The sequence below is a fragment of the Flintibacter porci genome (assembly GCF_041925195.1).
Taxonomy (GTDB): domain Bacteria; phylum Bacillota; class Clostridia; order Oscillospirales; family Oscillospiraceae; genus Lawsonibacter; species Lawsonibacter porci.
The window spans coordinates 27,092-46,218 of record NZ_JBHEVB010000018.1; the positions used below are offsets into that span (position 1 = coordinate 27,092).

The 19,127-nt window shown below is 52.5% G+C and carries 15 protein-coding genes; 1 reads left to right on the forward strand and 14 read right to left on the reverse strand.

The genetic code is table 11. The features are described from left to right. Positions 1 to 289: 289 nt before the first annotated feature. From ACEVJL_RS14740 to ACEVJL_RS14805, 14 genes are all read right to left on the reverse strand, one after another. On the reverse strand, positions 290 to 952 hold the full coding sequence (locus ACEVJL_RS14740; RefSeq protein WP_287878056.1) for a Fic/DOC family protein: 663 nt from the start codon (positions 950 to 952) through the stop codon (positions 290 to 292). Next, positions 945 to 1,148, reverse strand: a complete 204-nt coding sequence (locus ACEVJL_RS14745) for a hypothetical protein (protein WP_287878058.1) — start codon at positions 1,146 to 1,148, stop codon at positions 945 to 947. Before ACEVJL_RS14745 ends, ACEVJL_RS14740 begins: the two co-directional genes overlap by 8 nt. Before the next feature lie 285 nt (positions 1,149 to 1,433). Continuing rightward, complete coding sequence (locus tag ACEVJL_RS14750; protein WP_287878059.1) at positions 1,434 to 1,616, reverse strand: helix-turn-helix domain-containing protein; 183 nt, start codon at positions 1,614 to 1,616, stop codon at positions 1,434 to 1,436. Then, positions 1,606 to 2,019, reverse strand: coding sequence for a sigma-70 family RNA polymerase sigma factor (locus tag ACEVJL_RS14755; protein ID WP_287878061.1), 414 nt, complete (start codon positions 2,017 to 2,019; stop codon positions 1,606 to 1,608). The genes ACEVJL_RS14750 and ACEVJL_RS14755 overlap by 11 nt, the downstream gene beginning before the upstream one ends. 732 nt (positions 2,020 to 2,751) lie before the next feature. Beyond that, a complete protein-coding gene (locus ACEVJL_RS14760) occupies positions 2,752 to 4,398 on the reverse strand; it encodes an amino acid ABC transporter ATP-binding/permease protein (RefSeq protein WP_374738259.1) in 1,647 nt (548 codons plus the stop codon). Beyond that, complete coding sequence (locus tag ACEVJL_RS14765; protein WP_374738260.1) at positions 4,380 to 6,131, reverse strand: ABC transporter ATP-binding protein/permease; 1,752 nt, start codon at positions 6,129 to 6,131, stop codon at positions 4,380 to 4,382. The genes ACEVJL_RS14760 and ACEVJL_RS14765 overlap by 19 nt, the downstream gene beginning before the upstream one ends. A gap of 1 nt (position 6,132) precedes the next feature. Continuing rightward, positions 6,133 to 6,525, reverse strand: a complete 393-nt coding sequence (locus ACEVJL_RS14770) for a YbaN family protein (RefSeq protein ID WP_204244530.1) — start codon at positions 6,523 to 6,525, stop codon at positions 6,133 to 6,135. Positions 6,526 to 6,542: 17 nt separating this feature from the next. Then, positions 6,543 to 7,310 carry an ABC transporter ATP-binding protein gene (locus tag ACEVJL_RS14775; protein WP_374738261.1) on the reverse strand — a complete coding sequence of 256 codons (768 nt, stop codon included), beginning with the start codon at positions 7,308 to 7,310 and terminating at the stop codon, positions 6,543 to 6,545. After that, complete coding sequence (locus ACEVJL_RS14780) at positions 7,297 to 8,334, reverse strand: FecCD family ABC transporter permease (RefSeq protein ID WP_374738262.1); 1,038 nt, start codon at positions 8,332 to 8,334, stop codon at positions 7,297 to 7,299. Before ACEVJL_RS14780 ends, ACEVJL_RS14775 begins: the two co-directional genes overlap by 14 nt. Continuing rightward, positions 8,276 to 9,229, reverse strand: a complete 954-nt coding sequence (isdE, locus tag ACEVJL_RS14785) for a heme ABC transporter substrate-binding protein IsdE (protein ID WP_374738263.1) — start codon at positions 9,227 to 9,229, stop codon at positions 8,276 to 8,278. Before isdE ends, ACEVJL_RS14780 begins: the two co-directional genes overlap by 59 nt. A gap of 2 nt (positions 9,230 to 9,231) precedes the next feature. Then, the gene (locus ACEVJL_RS14790) at positions 9,232 to 10,170 is read right to left on the reverse strand and encodes a heme-binding Shp domain-containing protein (RefSeq protein WP_374738264.1); all 939 of its coding nucleotides are present in this window, start codon (positions 10,168 to 10,170) and stop codon (positions 9,232 to 9,234) included. A gap of 22 nt (positions 10,171 to 10,192) precedes the next feature. Then, entirely contained in the window at positions 10,193 to 11,026 is an 834-nt protein-coding gene (locus ACEVJL_RS14795) for a hypothetical protein (protein WP_374738265.1), read from the reverse strand. Between the two features lie 87 nt (positions 11,027 to 11,113). Next, on the reverse strand, positions 11,114 to 12,667 hold the full coding sequence (locus ACEVJL_RS14800) for an S-layer homology domain-containing protein (protein ID WP_158097367.1): 1,554 nt from the start codon (positions 12,665 to 12,667) through the stop codon (positions 11,114 to 11,116). Positions 12,668 to 12,779: 112 nt separating this feature from the next. Then, positions 12,780 to 18,698 (reverse strand): S-layer homology domain-containing protein, encoded by a 5,919-nt coding sequence (locus ACEVJL_RS14805; protein WP_374738266.1) that lies wholly within the window; start codon positions 18,696 to 18,698, stop codon positions 12,780 to 12,782. A 6-nt stretch (positions 18,699 to 18,704) separates the two neighbouring features. Between ACEVJL_RS14805 and ACEVJL_RS14810 the strand changes: the two genes are divergently transcribed. Further along, positions 18,705 to 19,127, forward strand: a 423-nt coding sequence (locus tag ACEVJL_RS14810) for a hypothetical protein (RefSeq protein ID WP_374738267.1), incomplete at its 3' end; no start/stop codon positions are given.

Here is a 19,127-nt window from a genome sequence, read left to right on the forward strand (position 1 = left end):
CCTTTCTTATGTGCTCTGGAGCCTATCTAATAAACTGTCGGCTAGGTCAACTGTAGCCACAGACTTTTTTGATGCTAGTTAGGCTGGGATTTCAGCACGATTTTTAAGCTCCAACGGAGATTAGGCACCGACATTATCGAAGTAATGCGGGGGCACGGCTGCAAATTTGTTATCCCTGACTCCTGCCCAAAATAAAGCAAGCGCACAGCGGGTCTCCTTCCGCTGTGCGCTTCTTTCATTCCTCGCGCCGGCAATGTGGCTCCGGCATATGGGGTTCCTTCTGCTACTTTCAGTATTTTTCCAACGTCCGTACCGATTTCCCAAGGCTTCCCACACTGTAGTCAACCGGCTCATCACAAACCACGCCCAGCATAATGCGCTCTAAATGCTCAAATTCTGAAAATTGATCCAGAGATGCCATCACAAAAGAGTCTCGGACATAGCCGGCATTAGCTGCCATCAACTCTTGATCCACATAATATCCGTGATACTCCACAAAGAAGTTGATCATCATTGCGACAGTTCGTGTATTGCCCTTTCGAAAGGGATGCACTTGCCAGATCACCGGGAAGAGTCTGGTTATTTGATGAACAAATTGTTCTCGACCAATGCCCTCCCAGTGAGCATTTTTCAGCCACTGAAAAGCATCATTCAGATCTTCTTCTATTCTATCTTTATTGCTGTACCAGACACTCCGGCCTGCCAGCAGCTTCTCTTTCTTTTCGATATTGATAATGCGATACTGGCCAGCCCATTCATAAATGTCACCAAACAGGAACCGATGGATTTCCCGCAGTCCATCTGGTGAAAAATTCTGAAATCCCTTTTCATGCAAAAGCATTATATTTACTCTGGACTGCTCAGCCTCGATGCGATCCAGGATTTTCTCATTTTTGATGTCCAGTTTGTTTTTCAAAACAAGAGATTCTTCATACAGATATGGGTCAACCATGGCTCTGGTGCTCCTGTTCCGCGATCCGGCGATGATTCGCCAGAAGTGCTTGCTTCATCTGTTTGCCTGTCAACTCGCCGTGGGCCCAGCTTACAGACAATGACTGTGCATAGCTGGAAATTGGCGCGCCTCCAATAGCGGTAATAGCATCAGCAGCGTTGACCGCTGCAATTCGTTTCTTTTCCAATGGGCTCATGCCGGCTCCACCTCCTTAATTAAGCCCAGTATAACACAGGGCAGATCCTGTTGCCAATAGGCCAGTAAAATACAGGTTTTTATAAATTAACAGCATGCCTCAATGGTTTCTGATTGGTAACTAATTTATATTTAGGAACATTCTTTTCCCACAGGTCGAACCTGGCAGGGCACAACACACTACTGTTTAGTTGTATATAGCTTCCCAGTGAAATTATATCTCAACTATTTTAAGCTCACGAGAAAGGCCCTGAGACAATGCGCTCTCAGAGCCTTCCTCATAAACTCAAATCCGGAACAGTTTGATAGCCTGCATCAGCGTGATACACAACTCCTGGTACAGATCCTCGTCCAACCTGCCATCAAGCACAGCATTTTTGAGCAGCATAGGTTGGTACATGAGCAAAATGCTTGTGATTGCCTCATGGTCTCCGTCCTTGGCTCGCCGCAGCATCTGTTCAAATGTCACAATTATTCACTCCCTTGATGCTCCTCTTCAGCTTTTGAATGGCTCGGTAGTATACCGCGGCCGTTCCTTTATACGATAATCCCAGATGCGCGCCGATCACATCGAAAGAGCGTTCATCCAACACGCGGGAAAGGAGCACATACCGCTCACGCTCATCCAGCCTTTTCAATGCGTTCAGAAGATCACTGCTCTCGATCTGCTCCCAGAGAGGCAGTCGCTCTATCAGTTCCTGCTCCAGCGACTGGCCCACAGCGCAAAACACTTCCGTAAGTATCTCGTTTTCACCATATTTGCAAAGAGCTCTCAGATAGTCCCGCTGTGTGCGCCTAACCGCCTGGATTAAGTAACCTGTAAATCTGATTTGCAGTTCTTCCCTTGCTTGTCCATTATTTCGTTGCCACATGACCTTTTCCTCCAAATCATTCAAGAAGTCCAACAGGTTTCTTGAACTTTCGGAGGAGACCGGCATCGAACTAACGGGCGTGTGTGTTTGTTACATAAACAAACACAGACAACCGCACACCGCAAAAGTGAACGGTCGGCCGTGTAAAACACATAAAGAAGTCCGTCACGACTTCCGCCGCCCACAGGAGGAGGCTTGTCGCTCGATTTGCGATGTTCCCGCCTGCTCCTGTGAAAAGGGCGGCGGAAGAACCGTATTGTAAAGTAAGCTGTGTGTCGAAATGTAAGCAGATGGACGAACCTCTTTATGTGCATGATCCATCTTTCTCTCATGCACCTTTGGCTCCCTGCCATCTGAACCACACTCTGCACACGAGCCCGCAACTATCAAGACTAGGTAGCGGGCCTGCCAACGCTTTGGGTTCAGTATCGTTCTAAAAATATTGTCGTTTTTTGTCGTCTGTAAACAAAGAGGCGGCCTCATTCATCTGCGAATAAGGCCGCCAAAAGCAATTTGAAATTTCTTTTGCCTTTCTGATTTTTAGTTTTCATATTCATTTCTCCATTTCTTTGAGTGCAGTTTATACCGATCCAACTAAAATCTCATTTTCATTGTAGTCGACAAAGCTGTCTGAATTCTGACTAAATTACCATTTTATTGCACTCTCTATAGAGTAAGAAAGTGCAGCCCCGCTGATGGACAAGATCCGCACTTTCTTAGGTTACTTCTTTTCTAACAAAGTCGTCCGCAATCAACTGCGTAAGACTGCTGCGCAATGGAAAGCGTCGATGTGCGATGGGAAACCAGGATCACGGTTCGGTCATCCTGTTCCTCACGCAAAGCTCGTAAAATAATTCCTTCATTGAGGCTGTCCAAGTTGCTGGTGGGTTCGTCCAACAACAAAAAGGGCGCCTCATGAAGAAAGGCTCGGGCCAGGCCGATCCGCTGTCGTTCACCGCCAGAGAGGGTATCGCCCAGCTCGCCCACCGGCGTATCATAGCCCTGGGGCAATGTGAGAATAAAGTCGTGGAGGGCTGCCTTGCGGGCTGCCGCTTCGATCTCCGCCTGAGTGGCATCCAGTTTTCCGATGCGGATGTTGTCCGCAATGCTGTCATGAAAGAGGTCGGTGTCCTGGATCATATAGCTTTCCAAATGCCGCAGGTGATGGGTGGGGATATTACCCACATCGGTGTCTGAGATCAAAACACTTCCCGCCGGCGCAGACCAGAAGCGCATCAGCAGTTTGAGCAGGGTGGATTTCCCGGAACCGCTCTTCCCTGTGACGGCAATGATCTTTCCCTTGGGAAACTGAGCGGAGAGATCGTGAAGGATCTCCTCAGAGCCATAGGAAAATGTGAGACGCTTTACCTCCGCCCCGGAGAAGTCCGGGCATTGGCCGGTCAGCACCTCCTCCGTCTCCGGCTTTTCTTCCAGAAGCGCCAGCACTCGTTCCCCGGAAGCCAGCGTCTGATCCATGGTGGCGGAGAGATTTGCCAGCGCCAGTACAGGTCCAAAGGATGACGAGAGCATTACTGTGGTCAACAGAAGTACGGGGAACGATACATTCAACACCATTCCCACACCCAGCATCGCCAAAGTCAGCGCCATGACCGCCCCGCCAGACCAGGAGGACGCTGCAGCCTCGTGCCGTTTGAGCTGCTTTTGCAGCTGGTTGAGCTGTTCGGTTTTCCGCTCCATCTCATGTGCCCTGGCTCCATCTTGTGCGTACTGAAGACTCTCACGCAGACCACGCAGACTTTCCAGCACATAGCTGTTCAGCTCACCCAGCTGATTTCGAACCTCCATGCCCTGCCTCCGTCCGATACGGGAGGTAGCCAAGGGGATAACACAGCCCACCAGCAGATAGGAGATGCCAGCCAGCAGGCCCAGCAAAGGATGGAAGCTGCCGATCAAAACCGTCATGGAAAGAGAGACCAGCACGGCAATACAGACGGGGGCAATGGTATGGGCGTAAAAGACCTCCAGAAGCTCAATATCACTGGTGATCAGAGAGATCAGGTCACCCCGTCCCTTGCCCTCCAGCTTTGCCGGAGCCAGACGCCGCAGGGCGGCAAACACCTTGTCCCGGATGACCGCCAGCAGTTTGAATGCGATGTAGTGTCCGCAGGTCTGTTCTCCATAACGAAGCAATGCCCGGGCCACGGCGCACACAGCCATAATCGCGCCACCGGCAGCAAAGGTGAGGCTCCAGGGGGAAAGTTCCATGGCAGTGAGCAGCAGATTCACCGCCAGAACCGTGATGGCAATGGCGCAGAAAAAACCAAGTGTACCAAGGGCAATACAGAACACCATGATATGGGCCAGAGGCCGCAGCAGCCCCAGCAGACCCCACATGATCTTTATGCCGTTTCTTCGCATTCCTCCCCCTCCTTTCCACCCGGATGCTCCAGTTCCTGCTGTGCCCGGAACAGGGCGGCATAGCCTCCGTCCATCCTCATCAGTGCGTTATGGGACCCGCTTTCACACAGCCGGCCATGTTCCAGATACAAGATCTTATCTGCGTCCGTCACATTGGCAAGCCGGTGAGAGATGACCAGAACTGTGTGCCGCCCTTTGAGGGAACGGATCACACCCATGATGTCCTCTTCGCTCTCTGCGTCAATGTTACTTGTGGCTTCATCAAAGATATAAATCGGGCTGTCCTTGAGTAAAGCGCGGGCCAAAGCAAGACGCTGCCGCTGCCCGCCCGAGAGGTTGGACGCCCGTTCCATCAGGGGCATATCCAGACCGCCCTGGGACTGCACGAAATCCAGCAGATTGACCCGGCGCAGCACCTCCTGCAGCGCCGACTCGTCGGCGTCCGGCCGTCCTTCCAGGAGCGTACTGCGTACCGAACCGCCAAAGATATAGCTATTAAAGGACACCACTGTGATCAGGCTTCGCAGGCTCTCCGCGGATCCCTCCCGCAGTTCGGTACCGCCGATTTGAAGACTGCCCCGGTAATGGGTCTGTGCGCCGCTGATGACAGCGGCAAGCGTAGACTTCCCACAGCCGCTCCGGCCGGACACGGCGAAAAAGCCGCCCTGAGGGACGGTGCATTCCAGCCCCGAAAGGGCATCCTTCCTGCCGTCATAGGAGAACGAGAGTTCCTGAATTGAGATGGGGCCGTTCTCCAGCGTTTTACCCCCTTCCTCCGGTTCCGTCAGATCCAGAAGACGAAACATCCGCTCGCTGGCAGCCATGCCGTTCATGGCCACATGAAAAAAACTGCCCAGCGCCCGCATGGCAAGGAAGAATTCGCTGGCCAGCAGGATCATGGCTACGGCTCCGGCAAAAGAGACCTGACCCAGCAGGAATGCACGCCCCGAAAGAATACTTCCCAGGGCTGTCCCGCCATAGGCCACCAGATCCATGATGGTTACGGAATTGAGCTGCATGGTTAGCACCTTCATGGTAACCTTGCGGAAATGTTCCGCTTCCTCATTCATCGCCTTATGCCGGGCCTGGTCCGCGCCATAAACCTTCAAAGTGGTCAGCCCCTGAATATTCTCCAGAAAACTGTCCCCCAGATTGGCATAGGCGTCCCAATATTTCCTCAACAGGCGCTTTGCCACTCGCTGGACGGCAATGATAGCCGCAGGAATCAAAGGCACACAGAGAAACAAGACCGCCGCCGTCAGAGGCGAGAGGGGTAGGAACACGATTAGAAGCGTTAGGGGGGCCAACATTGCATAAAAAAACTGGGGCAGATAATTTCCAAAGTAGGTCTCCAGCTGTTCCACGCCTTCACCCGCCAGCTGAACTGCTTCCGCTGTTGGGAATCGGTCTGTGTAGCTGCTGCCCAGCCTGCGCAGCTTATCATAAATGGCCGGTCGAAGTCTGGCCTTGACACAGGCTGCCGCCTGGTGGGTGTATCCGGCCGACAAACGAGTAAGGAAAAAGCGGATCACGATGCATCCCCCGGCGACAAGAAACGCAGTCCCGGTGCCCTGTGCAACCGCCCCTTCCTCCAGAACCTGTTCCAGCGTCTTGGCCACGGTGAACCAGAGAACGATACCTGCCAGCAGCGAGACCCAACTGGCCACCACTTTTTTGAAAATAAACGGTTTCACCTCGGGTACCATGGCAATGAGACGCTTATTGATCATCATATCACGTCACCTCACCGGACTTACCGTGCTTGGACGGGCAGGTCTTGATAATAAAGCAAAAGGCAATGACGTGGGCAATCCAAACCACAGCAAGGCAGATCCGACCAACAAGAACGTTCTGCATGGCGATAAAAGCGATTGCCATAATGACGGTCACGGTACCCATGATGCGCAGCTTTGCTTTCCAGGTCATTCCCTGGCCCCGAACAAATGTCTCCAGATTATTTTTGTAAAGCTTCGTCCCCTTAAACCAAGTGTTCAGCCGCTCCGAACTTCTGGCAAAGCAAAAAGTGGATACCAGCAAGAAGGGTGTGGTGGGCAGGACAGGAATCACAAGTCCTACGGCGCCCAGACCAAGGGCCAAAAAGCCCAGAATAATAAGCATGATTTTCATGAAATTGATTCCCCTCGCTACACTGCCATGACACACAGCCGGCCATCCGCCCGGATCACCGGCAAATCAATGCCATACAGAGTTTGAATACTCTCGGAAGTAATGACCTCTTCCGGAGGCCCCTGAATGGATACCTGACCGTCCAGCAATCCGATCACCTCGTCCGAATAGGACAGCGCCTGGTTGATATCGTGGAGTACCATTACAATGGTGATCCCTTCCTCTTTATTCAGCCGCTCCACCAGGCGCAGAATCTCCACCTGATAGCGGACATCCAGAAAAGTAGTGGGCTCGTCCAGGAATAATAGCTCCGTATTCTGTGCCAGCGCCATGGCAATAAAAGCTCGCTGCCGCTGACCACCGGACAGTGCGCCCACCCGTCGGTCCCGAAGCTCCGTCAGGTCGGTAAGCGCCAGAGCCCGTTCTACCTGAGCCTGATTCTCCTGGTCCAGCCCTGCCTTAAAAATCGAGCTGTACGGCAGGCGGCCATAGGCCACCAGCCGCTCCACAGTCAAATCATCGGGCGCTGTGTTCTTTTGGTGGACGATGGCAGCTCTCCTGGCAAATTCTTTGAGCGAGATGGTGGAAAGCTCCGCTTGATCGAAACGAATTGTCCCGCTGTCCGGCTTCAGATTTTTTGTGAGGATCTGGAGCAGGGTGGATTTTCCGCAGCCGTTGGCTCCCATCAGCGTGGTGATGGCTCCGCTCCGGATGGTCAGTGACAAATCCCGCAGAACGGGCAGATCGTTGTCATAATGAAAGGTAAGATGCTCAACGCTTACCATGCCGGTCACCTCGCTTCAACAGAATGATAAAGAACGGGCCGCCCACGATGCTCATAATGACGGACGCAGCGATTTCATTGGGCGGTGCAATGCACCGGCCCACAGTATCCGCCAGCAACAGCACAAAACCGCCCAGCAAGATACAGAAGGGCACCAGAATACGGTGGTCGGAGCCTACGATCCGCCGTGCCATATGCGGCACGATCAGGGCCAAAAAGCCAACCACACCAATCACAGCGGTGACGCCGGAAACCAGCAGCACCGCCGCCACAGAGATCACAAAGCGGACCAGATCCACGTTGACTCCCAGACCACGAACCGTTTTGTCGTCCAACGCCAGCAGATTGCAGACAGGAGACAGCACCAGCGCCAGGACCAGTCCGACAATGGAATACACCGCCATCATTGCAACATCCGACCATACCAGCTGGGCAAGTCCACTGACGGACACGGACACACCGGTGCGGTCCGTCAGCCCACCCAGCACCGACTCCAGTCCGGTGAACACCGCCGCCACGGCAATGCCGATGAGGATGATGCGCACCGGATCCAGGCTCCCCTTCCAGGAGAGAGAGTAGATCAGCACAAAGGCAAGAAGCCCGCCGAGAAAAGCGAAGAGGGGCACAGAGAAATAGAGGACGGGAAAAAGGCCCGAGATGACGGATGCTGCCAGAGATGCGCCGCCGGAAATACCGATGATTCCCGGGTCAGCCAGGGGGTTCTTCAGCACCGCCTGGAACAGCAAACCGGAGCAGGACAGGGCTGCACCTCCCAGCAAGGCTACGATGATCCGAGGAAACCGCAGGTCATAGATCGTGGCCACCCGTTTGTCATAGGTCACGAACAGCCCCTCAAAGAGCTCCCGGTAGGAAATGGAGATACTGCCCATCTTCATAGCAATCAGCGCAAGGATAAAAATCAGCAGCGCCAGAACCAGGCAGCCCACAAGGCCCTTCAGAGCATCCTTATGTACCGCTTTCCGCATAAGCCGCCTCCGCATCATAGGCTTCATAGGTACCGTCATAGAGGATCTCCTTCAGGATCTCCAGGGCCTCCGGCCAGTCAAAGGTACAGCTCATGCCGAAGGTGTTGTAGTCCAGCTGATAGACCCTCCCCTCCTGCACGGCCCGGAAATGTTTCCAGATGTCGTTGGTGGTAAATTCCTCCGCAAACATTTCCATGGCCAGATCAGGAAGGCCGTGGGCAGTCAGCAGGATCACATCGGGATCCAGTTCCAAAAGCTCCTCCGTGTTCCATGAGACAAAATTCATCTCATCTTCCACCTGAACTACGCTGGTGGCGCCGGCCAACTCCACCAAAGAGCCCACATAGGAGTTAGGGGTACACTCGATATAGGCCCCGGGCAGCCCCATCAGTACCAGCACCGTGGGATGCTCCTTCCCGGCGATGGATGACTCGAACTCTGCCATGGTCTCTTCGTATTCTGAGATCAGGGCCTCAGCCTCAACTTCTTTTCCGTACTTTTCTCCAAGCATGGCAATGCTGTCGTACATACCCTGAACACTTTGCAGATCGATCCAGGTGTAGGGAACGCCGGTCGCCTGGTAGGTCGGCTCAATATTTTCTTTCAGTGTATCCGGCCCAATCACATCCGTGGGATCCAGAAGGGCAATCTGTTCTGCATCGGGAGCCATGGCAGTGCCGATTTCGGGCAGCCCCTGATAGCGCTCCGGCACCTCGCCGGTGGTGGTGGGGATGGCAACCAAGTCCAGCCCCAGCCGGTCGCAGATCTGGAGGGTGGCGTTGGAGGTGGCCACGATACGGCTCTCTCCAGTCGTCTCACCATTCCCGGTATTTGAGCTCTCCTCCGGGTGCTGGTCCACACAGGCTGTGAGAGAAAGCGCCATTGCACAGGCCAACCCGCCTGCCAACAGCCGATTCAAAAAACGGTGCTTCATCTTTATTTCTTCCTCTTTACAAAGTAAATCACTGCGCCCACAACGATAGCTGCCACGACCACGATTGCTGCAATCACTCCGCCGGACACGCCCGCAGAAGCCGACTCCTGCTCAACGGTGCTGCCGGTCTCAGCTTTATTCTGCTCAGGAGTCTGACTGCTCTCCGAGTCCTTTTCAGTTGTATCGGGTGTTTCTGGGGTTTCAGTGGGCTCCACCATATCTGTCTCCTCCGGAAGTGTGCTCTCCACAGGTTCCTCCGACTGCACAGGATCTGCGCTGTTTCCAGGTGTTTCCTCCGGTTCCTGAGCAGAGGGCACGGAAGGAGTCGTGGATGCCGCGGGGGTAGAAGGTGCCTGGGTGGAGGGAGTGGAAGTCCCGACGTTTTGCTCCGGTGCGGATGTCTCCGGCTCCGCACTGGGGTCGATGCTCACCACAAAGTCGCCGCTGCCGGCAGTCAAGGAAGCGGTGTCTACATATAAGTACCACAGCACATCACGCCCCATGGGAGAAACATACATGGTGCATTTCAGCTTTTGCCCCACATCACTGACCTTGATCCGATAATCAATCGAGTCATTCGCGGCATCTTCAGACATGATGTCATAACTGACCTGCGAGTAACTGTCATATCCACTGCGGGAATAGAGAGCAACATTACTACAGTTGCTCTGAAGCAACAAGCGGACAGTGATCCAAATATCATCGCCATCAACCTCGACAAGGCAGGTTTCATCGGTCGCTGAGCGACACATGCCCTCGCCCAGCGCAGCATTGGCAGTTCCACCATCATCCACATTTCCAGTATCCGGATTATAATAGGTGGTGACCATGCTGGCGGTATAGACACCGCTTTTGACCTCTGCTGCAGAAGCACTGACGGACAACAAACCGGTCATCAGGCCCAGGCACAATACCAATGAGAATATCCTTCGTCTCAACATGTTCATAACTCCAATCATTGTGTTATACCATCGTGGAAGCGGATTCATTGCACAGCTTCAACTGATCCAGCAAAAACACTAAATCCGCCTCACTCTCCGGCATTCTGAAAACAGGGACTCGTGCTCTGACCCGGATGCGGACCTTTGCAATGTGGCCATCCAGTCCGCTCTCACACACCAGTGCTTCTCCGGGGATCATACGGTTTCCGCTCTCTTCCTCCGGCGACTCATGCCATACTCCGGAAAGCGAATACCAGAGTCGCTCCAGCACACCTGTATGTCGGCGAGCTTTAACCGTTGATAGGCGGTACTGAAAGCTGCGCGGAAACAGGAATACTGAGCATCCGTCTTCCTGACAAACCAAGATGGCCGGTTTCCTAAATCCTTGATCACCCATGGACGGCTCATTGCTATCCTTTTTCCATACATGGAACGGAAGCTGATAGACGCCATATGTAAGGTGAGAAAAGAAATCATCCTGAACCAACGCCTGGGCTTGTTTGGGCTGCTCCCAATCTCTAATAATTGCCTCCACTGTTTCCGGCTTTAATGTAACTACCATGCGCCGTGCCTCGTGCTCAGCAAGATTCGGAGCAAGCCCTAATCCGGAGACCATCCAGGTTTCTAACTCTTTTGCACGATTCAGCTTTTCCATGATTTGAGCGTAGCCAAGTTCCGTAAGTTCGATTCTTCCATAATCACTCTTGCGGATCATGCCCAACTCTTCCAGCGCAGTGCTCAGATGGGAGGCGGTTGCCTTAGACACTCCAAACTCTTCTGATGCATTTGCGATACAACCTCCACTGCTGCTGCGTACTGCAAACAAAAGCAAATATTCCTCTTGTCGATTTGTCATCTACAGTTCCTCCTATGTACGCAGACAGGGTGGGTGGCAGGAAGCTCTATTTCAGGCCTCCTGCCAACTCCCACCCGATCTTAGAAATCAGCCTGCGTAATCCAGGTAGCGGCAGAGCATGGTAGCAATCTGAGAGCGGCTGGCACCCACCTCAGGAGAGAGCGTGGTGGAGCTGGTACCGCTGATGATCCCAGCCGCATTGGCCCAAGCCATAGCATCCTTTGCCCAGGAGGCCACGGTGCTGACATCCGTATACTTGGACAGATCCGCTCCGGAACCAGGAGTCTTGCTCAGCTTATAGAAGTTATACAGCATAGTGGCAAACTCTTGACGGCTCACAGCCTGATCAGGGTAGAAAGTCTTGTAGCCGCCAATAATGCCGTTGTTATAGCCCCAGGCGCAGGCAATCTCATACCAGGAGCCCACAGCCACATTCTCCATGGAGTCCGGCAGCGTGGTGGCAGGAGAACCCGCCATGCGGTAGAGGACCGTAATCACCATCCCGGCCGTCATGGAGGTGTCAGGGCTGAAGGTGGTAGAACTGGTCCCGCTGAACAATCCCTGGTTCGTGGCGCGGATGATATACTCCTCCGCCCAATGACCGGAAATATCAGTAAAGGCAGAAGCAACATCCGTGGTGGGCGTGTCATCGCCATTCCCGGTGTCGGGCTTGACCGTAATTTCCATCTTGGTGCCGCCGAAAATTGCAAAGAGTCCAATCTTTGTGGTCATGATCTCATAACCCTCGTCACCTTCCGTACCCCGGAGGACGGTTTTGGTGCCGGTATCATTGATGCGGTACATAGAACTCACATCACTGTACGGGAAATACAGGGTGACCGCACCGAACGGATCAGTCTGGGTGCCGTTTTCGGTCACCAGAGAAACTTTATAAAGGGTGAAGCTGCCGGAGACGCCGGTGAGGGCTTTCTTAGCAAGGGTATAATCCGAACCGGAGGTCACCTGCTCCACCTTGAACTGGGTCGTAGTGGCCACCTTGGTGCTGTCAGTCACCAGGCGGACGCCGGTGGCAGCATCCGTGCGGTCCACATTTTCAACCTCGCCGCTGCTCATGGTATTGTCCGGCTGGATCTGGGTCAGAGAGGTGGTGGACACCTGATCCCAGTCGATGCGCAGGCGGGCATCCAGATACCCCTCCCCTACTACCTCATCCATGGGGGTATAGGGAACCATCATATGCAGGGAGATATATTCCACGCCCTCGCCGGTGATGTAATCCGGCAGCTCAATCTCAAAGCTGCTGAGATAAGTGACGGTATGGTCGGTGCCGTCATATTTGGTCCCGGTCTGGACCGTTCCGGTAGAGAGGATCTCCACATCCTCATAGTTACCCTTGCCGGTGGTATCGTACTGCGCCTTGGTGATGGCGGACTGATAGCCGCTGACACTGACAGGATTGGTGGCAATCTGAAGTGTGTTTTCCTCGGGGTTATAAAGTGCTTTGCTGTTGTTGTCGGTAGCCACGTTGCCCATAGACGCCTGGTTGCGGGTGGCATGCCAGAGATCCACTTCCACCAGCTTGTTGCTTTCCGCGGCAGCCGCGGGAACCACTGCCATACCAAGCGCCAGAGCCCCGGCCAGCAGAGAGCTCGTCAGCTTCTTAAGCCATGTCTGTTTCATTTCCATAATTCCTTTCTTTACAAAGTGTGGTCAAATAACCAGCTCAGGGAGCCGCCCTTATCGGGCAGCTCCCGTTGCTGAATTCAGCCAAACAGTTCGGCTTTCCGTGTCGTTATTTTGTCTTTGTGCCCTCCTCCTTCTGCTGCTCAGCGGGAACAGCGATCTCTTCATCAAAGCGCATCAGGATCACAGCCACCTGAGAACGGGTGGCGCTGCCCTGCGGGGACAGCGTGGTGCTGCTGGTTCCATTGATGATCCCGTTTGCCACCGCCCACTGCATGGCACGGACGGCGTAGCTGGATACCTGATTGCTGTCAGTGTAGTCATTCAACCCCTTGACAAGGCTGACGTCGTATTCCATATGCTGTGCATAGCGATACAGGATCGTTGCCATTTGCTCCCGGCTGACCGGATCATTTGTGCCAAATTGCCCATTATCATAGCCGCCGACGATCCCGTTTTGTGTGGCCCAGATCACGGCATCGGTGTAGTAGGCATTAGGCGCAACGTCCGAGACTTTGCTGGTTCCTTCCACCACAGGGGAACCGGCCAAACGATACAGGACCGTAACCAGCATGGACCGGGTCATGGTCAGATTCGGTTCAAAGGTCGTTTCAGAGGTACCTGCGAACAGGCCCTTCTGAACCACATACTTTACGGCCTCATAGAACCAATCCTCTTCCTTGACATCCGTGAAGGGATTCTCCCAGATCTGGTCGGCATCATAGCCAATCACAAAAATGCCGAAGTTTGTTGTATCAAAGCTGACTGTCTCGCCCTTTGTGCTGTACGAGCACTTGATTTTCTGGACGTCGCCATCGTCATCCACCAGCTGGATCAGCAGGCCTTCCTTGACTTCGTCCTCTTCCAGCTCATAGGGGAAAGTAACTTCCACATTGCCGTCATCAATTTCGGTAATCGTTTTGCTTCCGGAAGTAATCTTCAGCTGATAAATCGGACGATCTCCCGCCACTTCCTGCTGCTCATCGGAAAGTTTAGATTTCTTCAGTTCCTCCAAGACAAACTTGACACTGGAGCTGGTCTGACCGTAAATATCCTCCAAAGCATCCGTATCAAAGTAAGCTGTCAGATCGCTGTCCCTGCCCTGAACCAGCAGAATGCATTCGTTGTCGATCCAATCCTTCAAATCACTACGGGAAACGCTGTCCCCGGAGTCAATGACCTGCTCCGTAGCATACTCGTCCTCGAATCCCTCGCGGGCAGCCTCGCCACCATCGTCCAGCGCGTTGTCCCAGTCCAGTTTGACCAGGGCGTTCTGTAGGGCGCTATCGCCGCCCATGGCATCTACAGAGACTTGAATGTAGTACTCTTCGTTGGGGTCACCTTCCTGATAGACCTCCACCTCACGGGGGAAGGTGTCGATCTCGCCATACATATCCTTATCCTGGTAAGTTCGCACCACTGTAGCGCGGATAGGGTTGCTTAGGCTGGTATCATCCGGTGCGTAGTACCACATCTTCAGCAGGTGTCCACGCAGGGAATCGCCACCCAGCTCGTCGCCGATACGGGCCTTGAGGAACATGGTGTAGGTTACGCCATCTTCATCGACATCCGCCACCACCATGTCGCCGGTGGCATCGTTGGCCATGGAATCTATGTTCGTATTACTAGAATTCTTGATTCTAATAGGAACGCTATATACACCCTCTGTGATGCCCACCTCCATCAGATTGCGGTCTGTGCTGAGGGCCCAGGTGGAGAAATGGTCTGTAACCCAGCTGGCAGTGCTGCTGCCGACCGTCATGGTATAACGCTCAGCAAGTTCGTCGCCGTCCACATAGTAGGCATAGCCGACACTCCCGCTCCAGGGAACCGTGATGGTCACATCACCGCCCAAATTGGAGCGGCTACTACTTCCATAGCGCATAGTCAGTTCATATGCCGCATCAAAATCGCTGTCATCCACTCCATCAATGTCAGGCGCATCTACTTCATTCATGGTCAGCTTAATTTCCTGACTAGAATTTGCAGCGCTGGACGCCGCATCGGAGTCAAGTGTGATCGTGCCCACATCGGTCACGATGGCAACAGACTTCCCTTCCGCCGCAAGCGCTTTCATGGTATCTGCGGCAAGAGAGATCTCGGCCCCATCCACGTTGCCGTCGGATGTTTTTGCATTGATCGTAATTTTAGAATCAGATACCTCGATCATGTCCCCTGCGCCGATCAATGTGCCGCCGGTAATAGAGATACTCGCCGTACCATTTGAGGTGGTCGTGGTCACTGCGGCTGGCTTCTGATCGGTAACGGTCACGGTGATGGACTGACTTAAATCTGTCGCTCCCTCTTTTTGGGCAATAACTGTAAAATCACAGGTACCAACCTCTTTCGCAGTAAACGTAATTTTGTTTCCGTCAACAATAACGTCCGCAATGGAACTGGATTGATTGCTACTCAAAGGATTAGCTACACAAGAAATTTCCCATCCTGTAGTACCAATAACCTGTGCTGTGACGGATTTAGAATTTGTACCTGCTTCATGTGTGGACAAACCTATCTCAGTATCACTTACCGAAAGAGTATCTTTAATATCCACAGCTTTTAGAGTTCCCCATTTGACATAGCAGTCTACATTTTGATCCCCCACTCCATTTGCAGTCATCTGATCAACAGATACACGAAGCACATATATATTTTCTCCATCCGCTGAGCTGATATAATTCAGAGGAATCTCAATCGCATAGGGGTAACAATTACTGTCGTGCACATGGCCATCTTCACAAGGAATCGCTTTGCTGGGATCGTTCGGATCTGGCGCATAATAACTCAAGATGTATGTGTCATCCATATAGGTATAACGAGTTCCTGTGTCACCAGACCAACTTTTAGAATTTAGTCTTGCTTCAGTTGTGCTTTCCCCCTTGTAGTACCACATTTGCGTCAAGTGGCCCCATAGATTCATAACGAGTGCAGGCCGGAAAGTAAGGATAAGGGTACGCTGGCTTCCTGCTATCTTCAATGTAGCTGTTCCATTTACAGCAGCAGACGTCATTGAAGGATTTGTCAAACCGGCCATTCGCATAGCAACATCCACTTCATAAGTTCCATCTTGAAGAGAATCCGGATCAAGATCAGACGTTCCAACCAGACCGGCTACTGCATCACTTAGTTTCTGCTCGAAATAATTTATCTCCGCTTGGTTCGCATTCGTATTTATCAAAGTAGCTTCTGCTGTGGAGAGTGCATTTTTGACCGCTTCCACGGTATCTGCAGTATACATGGATTCATTTTCCAATGTTGCCTTGGCAGCGCTAATGGTGTAATTCATCTGCTCAAAATCCTGGTACGTCTTCTGGGTAGGCGGCGTGGTTGTCGTGTCCTCCCACTTCAGGGAATCCCGAGTGACCAAGCTGTAATAAGCTGGATATGCTTCGTCTGTACCCTTCGTCGGTGCCAGAATATAAGTGTCTTCGTTCTCTGTCTTGTAGGTTACGGCCGCGCTGGAGCTGAAGGGAAGTTCCTCATACTGGAAGTGCCCTCCATTTACATTTACCGTGGCATGAGTGTCGGCGATGATTTGGTTATAAATCGCATATTTTTTGCCCGAAATGACCGCATCGTTGTCTATGGTAAGTATATTTTCATCATGATCATCCAAATAGATAGCATATTCACCAGTACCAATTGCACAAATTTTGGCAGAGCCGCTTACTTCACGAGTTCCCTCTTTCGTAAAGCTCACCACATTGGTGCCGCTACCGGAAATCGTTCCACCAGTTATTGTGCAGTCCGCCACGGCTACCTGCAGAGCCTCTCCATGAGCGGCTGTTATGGTTCCGCTTTGGATTTCCACCGGAATATAGGTCGTTGCAATTCCAATTCCTGCTCCTGTGGTCGTGATCTCCGCGTTTCCTGAGACAACAATTTTACCAAAAGCGCCGTACTCGCCAAAGGTAACCGCAGCGCCAACAGCCGTGCCGTCCATTGAAGGGGCGATAATTCCGCCGGAAATTTCTATCTTTCCCGACCACATACCCTGAGACATCAGCACTGTACGGCTGTCACCGCCAGAGATGGTCCCGCTTTGAAGAGAAAAACTCGCTGCTGCGCCGAGGGTAATGCCGTACTGGGTCCCATTTCCAAAAACAAGTCGTCCGCCAGACCTACCGTCTTTGATTGTCAACTTACTGGCCTTTGCAAGGCCTGTCGAAGAATCTACCACTGATGCAATGTGGATAGCACCGGAACTTACGCTTGTTGTGAACGGTGTCAGCGTTAAAGTGTGTCCGTTGAGGTCCAGCGTTGCATCGGCCTCCAAAGTGAGACTGTCACCATTTACCAGAGAACTGTCGCCGGTCAGCTGAATCGTACCACCGTTCTTTGCTGCGGCGAACGCATCGGCCACCGATGTATATGTTGTAGTTTCCCCATCGGAGGATGTTACACTCAGCGATCCCTGATCTTGCGTAACAGGCTTCATTAGAAGCATAAAGCACTTGTCAGTCTCGCTGTACCCGAAATAATGCCCTTCTGGGCAGTTGATCGCGCTTCCATAGGTATAAAAAGCAGTTGCAAGATCGGTAGTATTGCAGAAAAACTTTCCACCATTGATCGTCGCATCGGTAAACGATTCTGCCATCATGCTCCCTGTTGAAGTGAATGTACCGCCACCGATTGTTATTTTCGAGTTTCCACCATAGAAAACCGCGCCCGTCGCAGAAGCATCGCAGTCCTCGATTGTAAGTGTGGACTCTGCATTATTTAAACGAAATACATAACTGGACAGTCCCTTAAATGTTCCTCCCCGAACAGTCACAGTGTTATTTGCGGCTCGAGCGTCAATTACAGCGGCGCTTCCCGTCACTTCAAGGGTACCGCCAGAAACATTCACCTCAACATAACTCTTGGAATTAGCATTGACTACGGCCGCAGTACTCTTTAGGAGGCCAGACGCCACATCGATTTTCACAGGATTCGTCGAAGTTCCGTTGGCTGCAACCTGTAGTGCACTGCCGGTCGTTGCGATTGATCCGGTTTTGCTCTCGCTGAGATCCTGAATGGTAATACCGCTGCCCTCTCCAGCCAATTTTAAACCAACACCTGATGTCTTGCTGGTCATCGCATGACCGGCAAGATCTATCGTCAAAGATGTATTCTTGGGTATCGTCAGAGAGGTCGTAAACATCTCTGGGGCAACATCGTTCAACAACGTCAAAGTGGCTTCTGTGATGCTATTCTCTGTTAAAAACGAGCCAATTCTGGAAAGCTCTGCAGCTGCAAACGTTTCCGAACTGTTTTCTCCATAGGAAAGGCAGAGATCTTGGGTGTCCTCCGCAACAGTAAAGGACAGCGCAGTAGATTTTCCATATTCGTTATTGGTATCATTTTCCAATTCAATATAATATGTAAGTGTGTGTGTGCCGGCACTAAGATCGGACATTTTGATTTCACTGGTCATGGTTGCCGTAGGGTCTGTCAATTCGATCTTTTCGGCACTATCTATTTGGTAATAGCACTTCACGTCAGTCACTAACGGCAAGTTTGCATTCAGCTTAAATGTAAAGGTGACTGTATCGCTGACCAAATAAGGGCCTTGCGGTGATGCAGTGATATCGCTTATTGTATAGGATAATTCTTTCACAGGATACGTGGCAGAAACGACCTCCGACTTCTGCTCTCCGATTACCTCAACCGCATACAGATAAATATTTCCGCCGGAATAACCCGGCTTTACCACTGTACCATTCTTATCCCGGATTTGCTCAAATTCTCCAGCATTCGCGACTCTACCACTATTAACGACCTGATCTGCGGTGATACCCGCATTCTCAACCAGAGTCGCATAGTAGTAGAGGGTCGCCTCATCGTTCCCGCTCCCACTTAATTTGATGTAGTTGTGCTGAACATAAGCAACCTCAGATGTCACATCGCTTATGGTACCAGTTTCTGAGCTTGCCGCACGTCTTCCCATGGCAATCTCCACAGAACTCTCTTCAAGGGGTACGATATCGGGCATCTCTTCAAAAACCAGCTCTAGCTCTGCTGTGTAGTTCACCGGTGCCGCAGACATATACGTTTGGGTCGCCAAGAATTTCCGGGGCACAATCTCGGTCTTTTCTTCGATCTGTTCCGGCTGCTCGGTCTGTTCCGGCTGCTCGGTCTGCTCCGGCTGCTCGGTCTGTTCCGGCTGCTCGGTCTGCTCCGGCTGCTCGGTCTGCTCCGGCTGCTCGGTCTGTTCCGGCTGCTCGGTCTGCTCCGGCTGCTCGGTCTGTTCCGGCTGCTCGGTCTGTTCCGGCTGCTCGGTCTGCTCCGGCTGCTCGGTCTGCTCCGGCTGCTCGGTCTGTTCCGGCTGCTCGGTCTGCTCCGGCTGCTCGGTCTGTTCCGGCTGCTCGGCCTGTTCCGGCTGCTCGGTCTGTTCCGGCTGCTCGGTCTGTTCCGGCTGCTCGGCCTGTTCCGGCTGCTCGGTCTGTTCCGGCTGCTCGGTCTGTTCCGGCTGCTC

Excerpts from the sequence above, each read along its gene's own strand:
- ACEVJL_RS14740 (WP_287878056.1), bottom strand. The coding sequence starts at position 952 with ATGGTTGACCCATATCTGTATGAAGAATCTCTTGTTTTGAAAAACAAA.
- ACEVJL_RS14745 (WP_287878058.1), bottom strand. The coding sequence starts at position 1,148 with ATGAGCCCATTGGAAAAGAAACGAATTGCAGCGGTCAACGCTGCTGAT.
- ACEVJL_RS14755 (WP_287878061.1), bottom strand. The coding sequence starts at position 2,019 with ATGTGGCAACGAAATAATGGACAAGCAAGGGAAGAACTGCAAATCAGA.
- ACEVJL_RS14760 (WP_374738259.1), bottom strand. The coding sequence starts at position 4,398 with ATGCGAAGAAACGGCATAAAGATCATGTGGGGTCTGCTGGGGCTGCTG.
- ACEVJL_RS14765 (WP_374738260.1), bottom strand. The coding sequence starts at position 6,131 with ATGATGATCAATAAGCGTCTCATTGCCATGGTACCCGAGGTGAAACCG.
- ACEVJL_RS14770 (WP_204244530.1), bottom strand. The coding sequence starts at position 6,525 with ATGAAAATCATGCTTATTATTCTGGGCTTTTTGGCCCTTGGTCTGGGC.
- ACEVJL_RS14775 (WP_374738261.1), bottom strand. The coding sequence starts at position 7,310 with ATGGTAAGCGTTGAGCATCTTACCTTTCATTATGACAACGATCTGCCC.
- ACEVJL_RS14780 (WP_374738262.1), bottom strand. The coding sequence starts at position 8,334 with ATGACGGTACCTATGAAGCCTATGATGCGGAGGCGGCTTATGCGGAAA.
- isdE (WP_374738263.1), bottom strand. The coding sequence starts at position 9,229 with ATGAAGCACCGTTTTTTGAATCGGCTGTTGGCAGGCGGGTTGGCCTGT.
- ACEVJL_RS14790 (WP_374738264.1), bottom strand. The coding sequence starts at position 10,170 with ATGTTGAGACGAAGGATATTCTCATTGGTATTGTGCCTGGGCCTGATG.
- ACEVJL_RS14795 (WP_374738265.1), bottom strand. The coding sequence starts at position 11,026 with ATGACAAATCGACAAGAGGAATATTTGCTTTTGTTTGCAGTACGCAGC.
- ACEVJL_RS14800 (WP_158097367.1), bottom strand. The coding sequence starts at position 12,667 with ATGAAACAGACATGGCTTAAGAAGCTGACGAGCTCTCTGCTGGCCGGG.
- ACEVJL_RS14805 (WP_374738266.1), bottom strand. The coding sequence starts at position 18,698 with ATGTCTGCGGCACCGGTGAACTACACAGCAGAGCTAGAGCTGGTTTTT.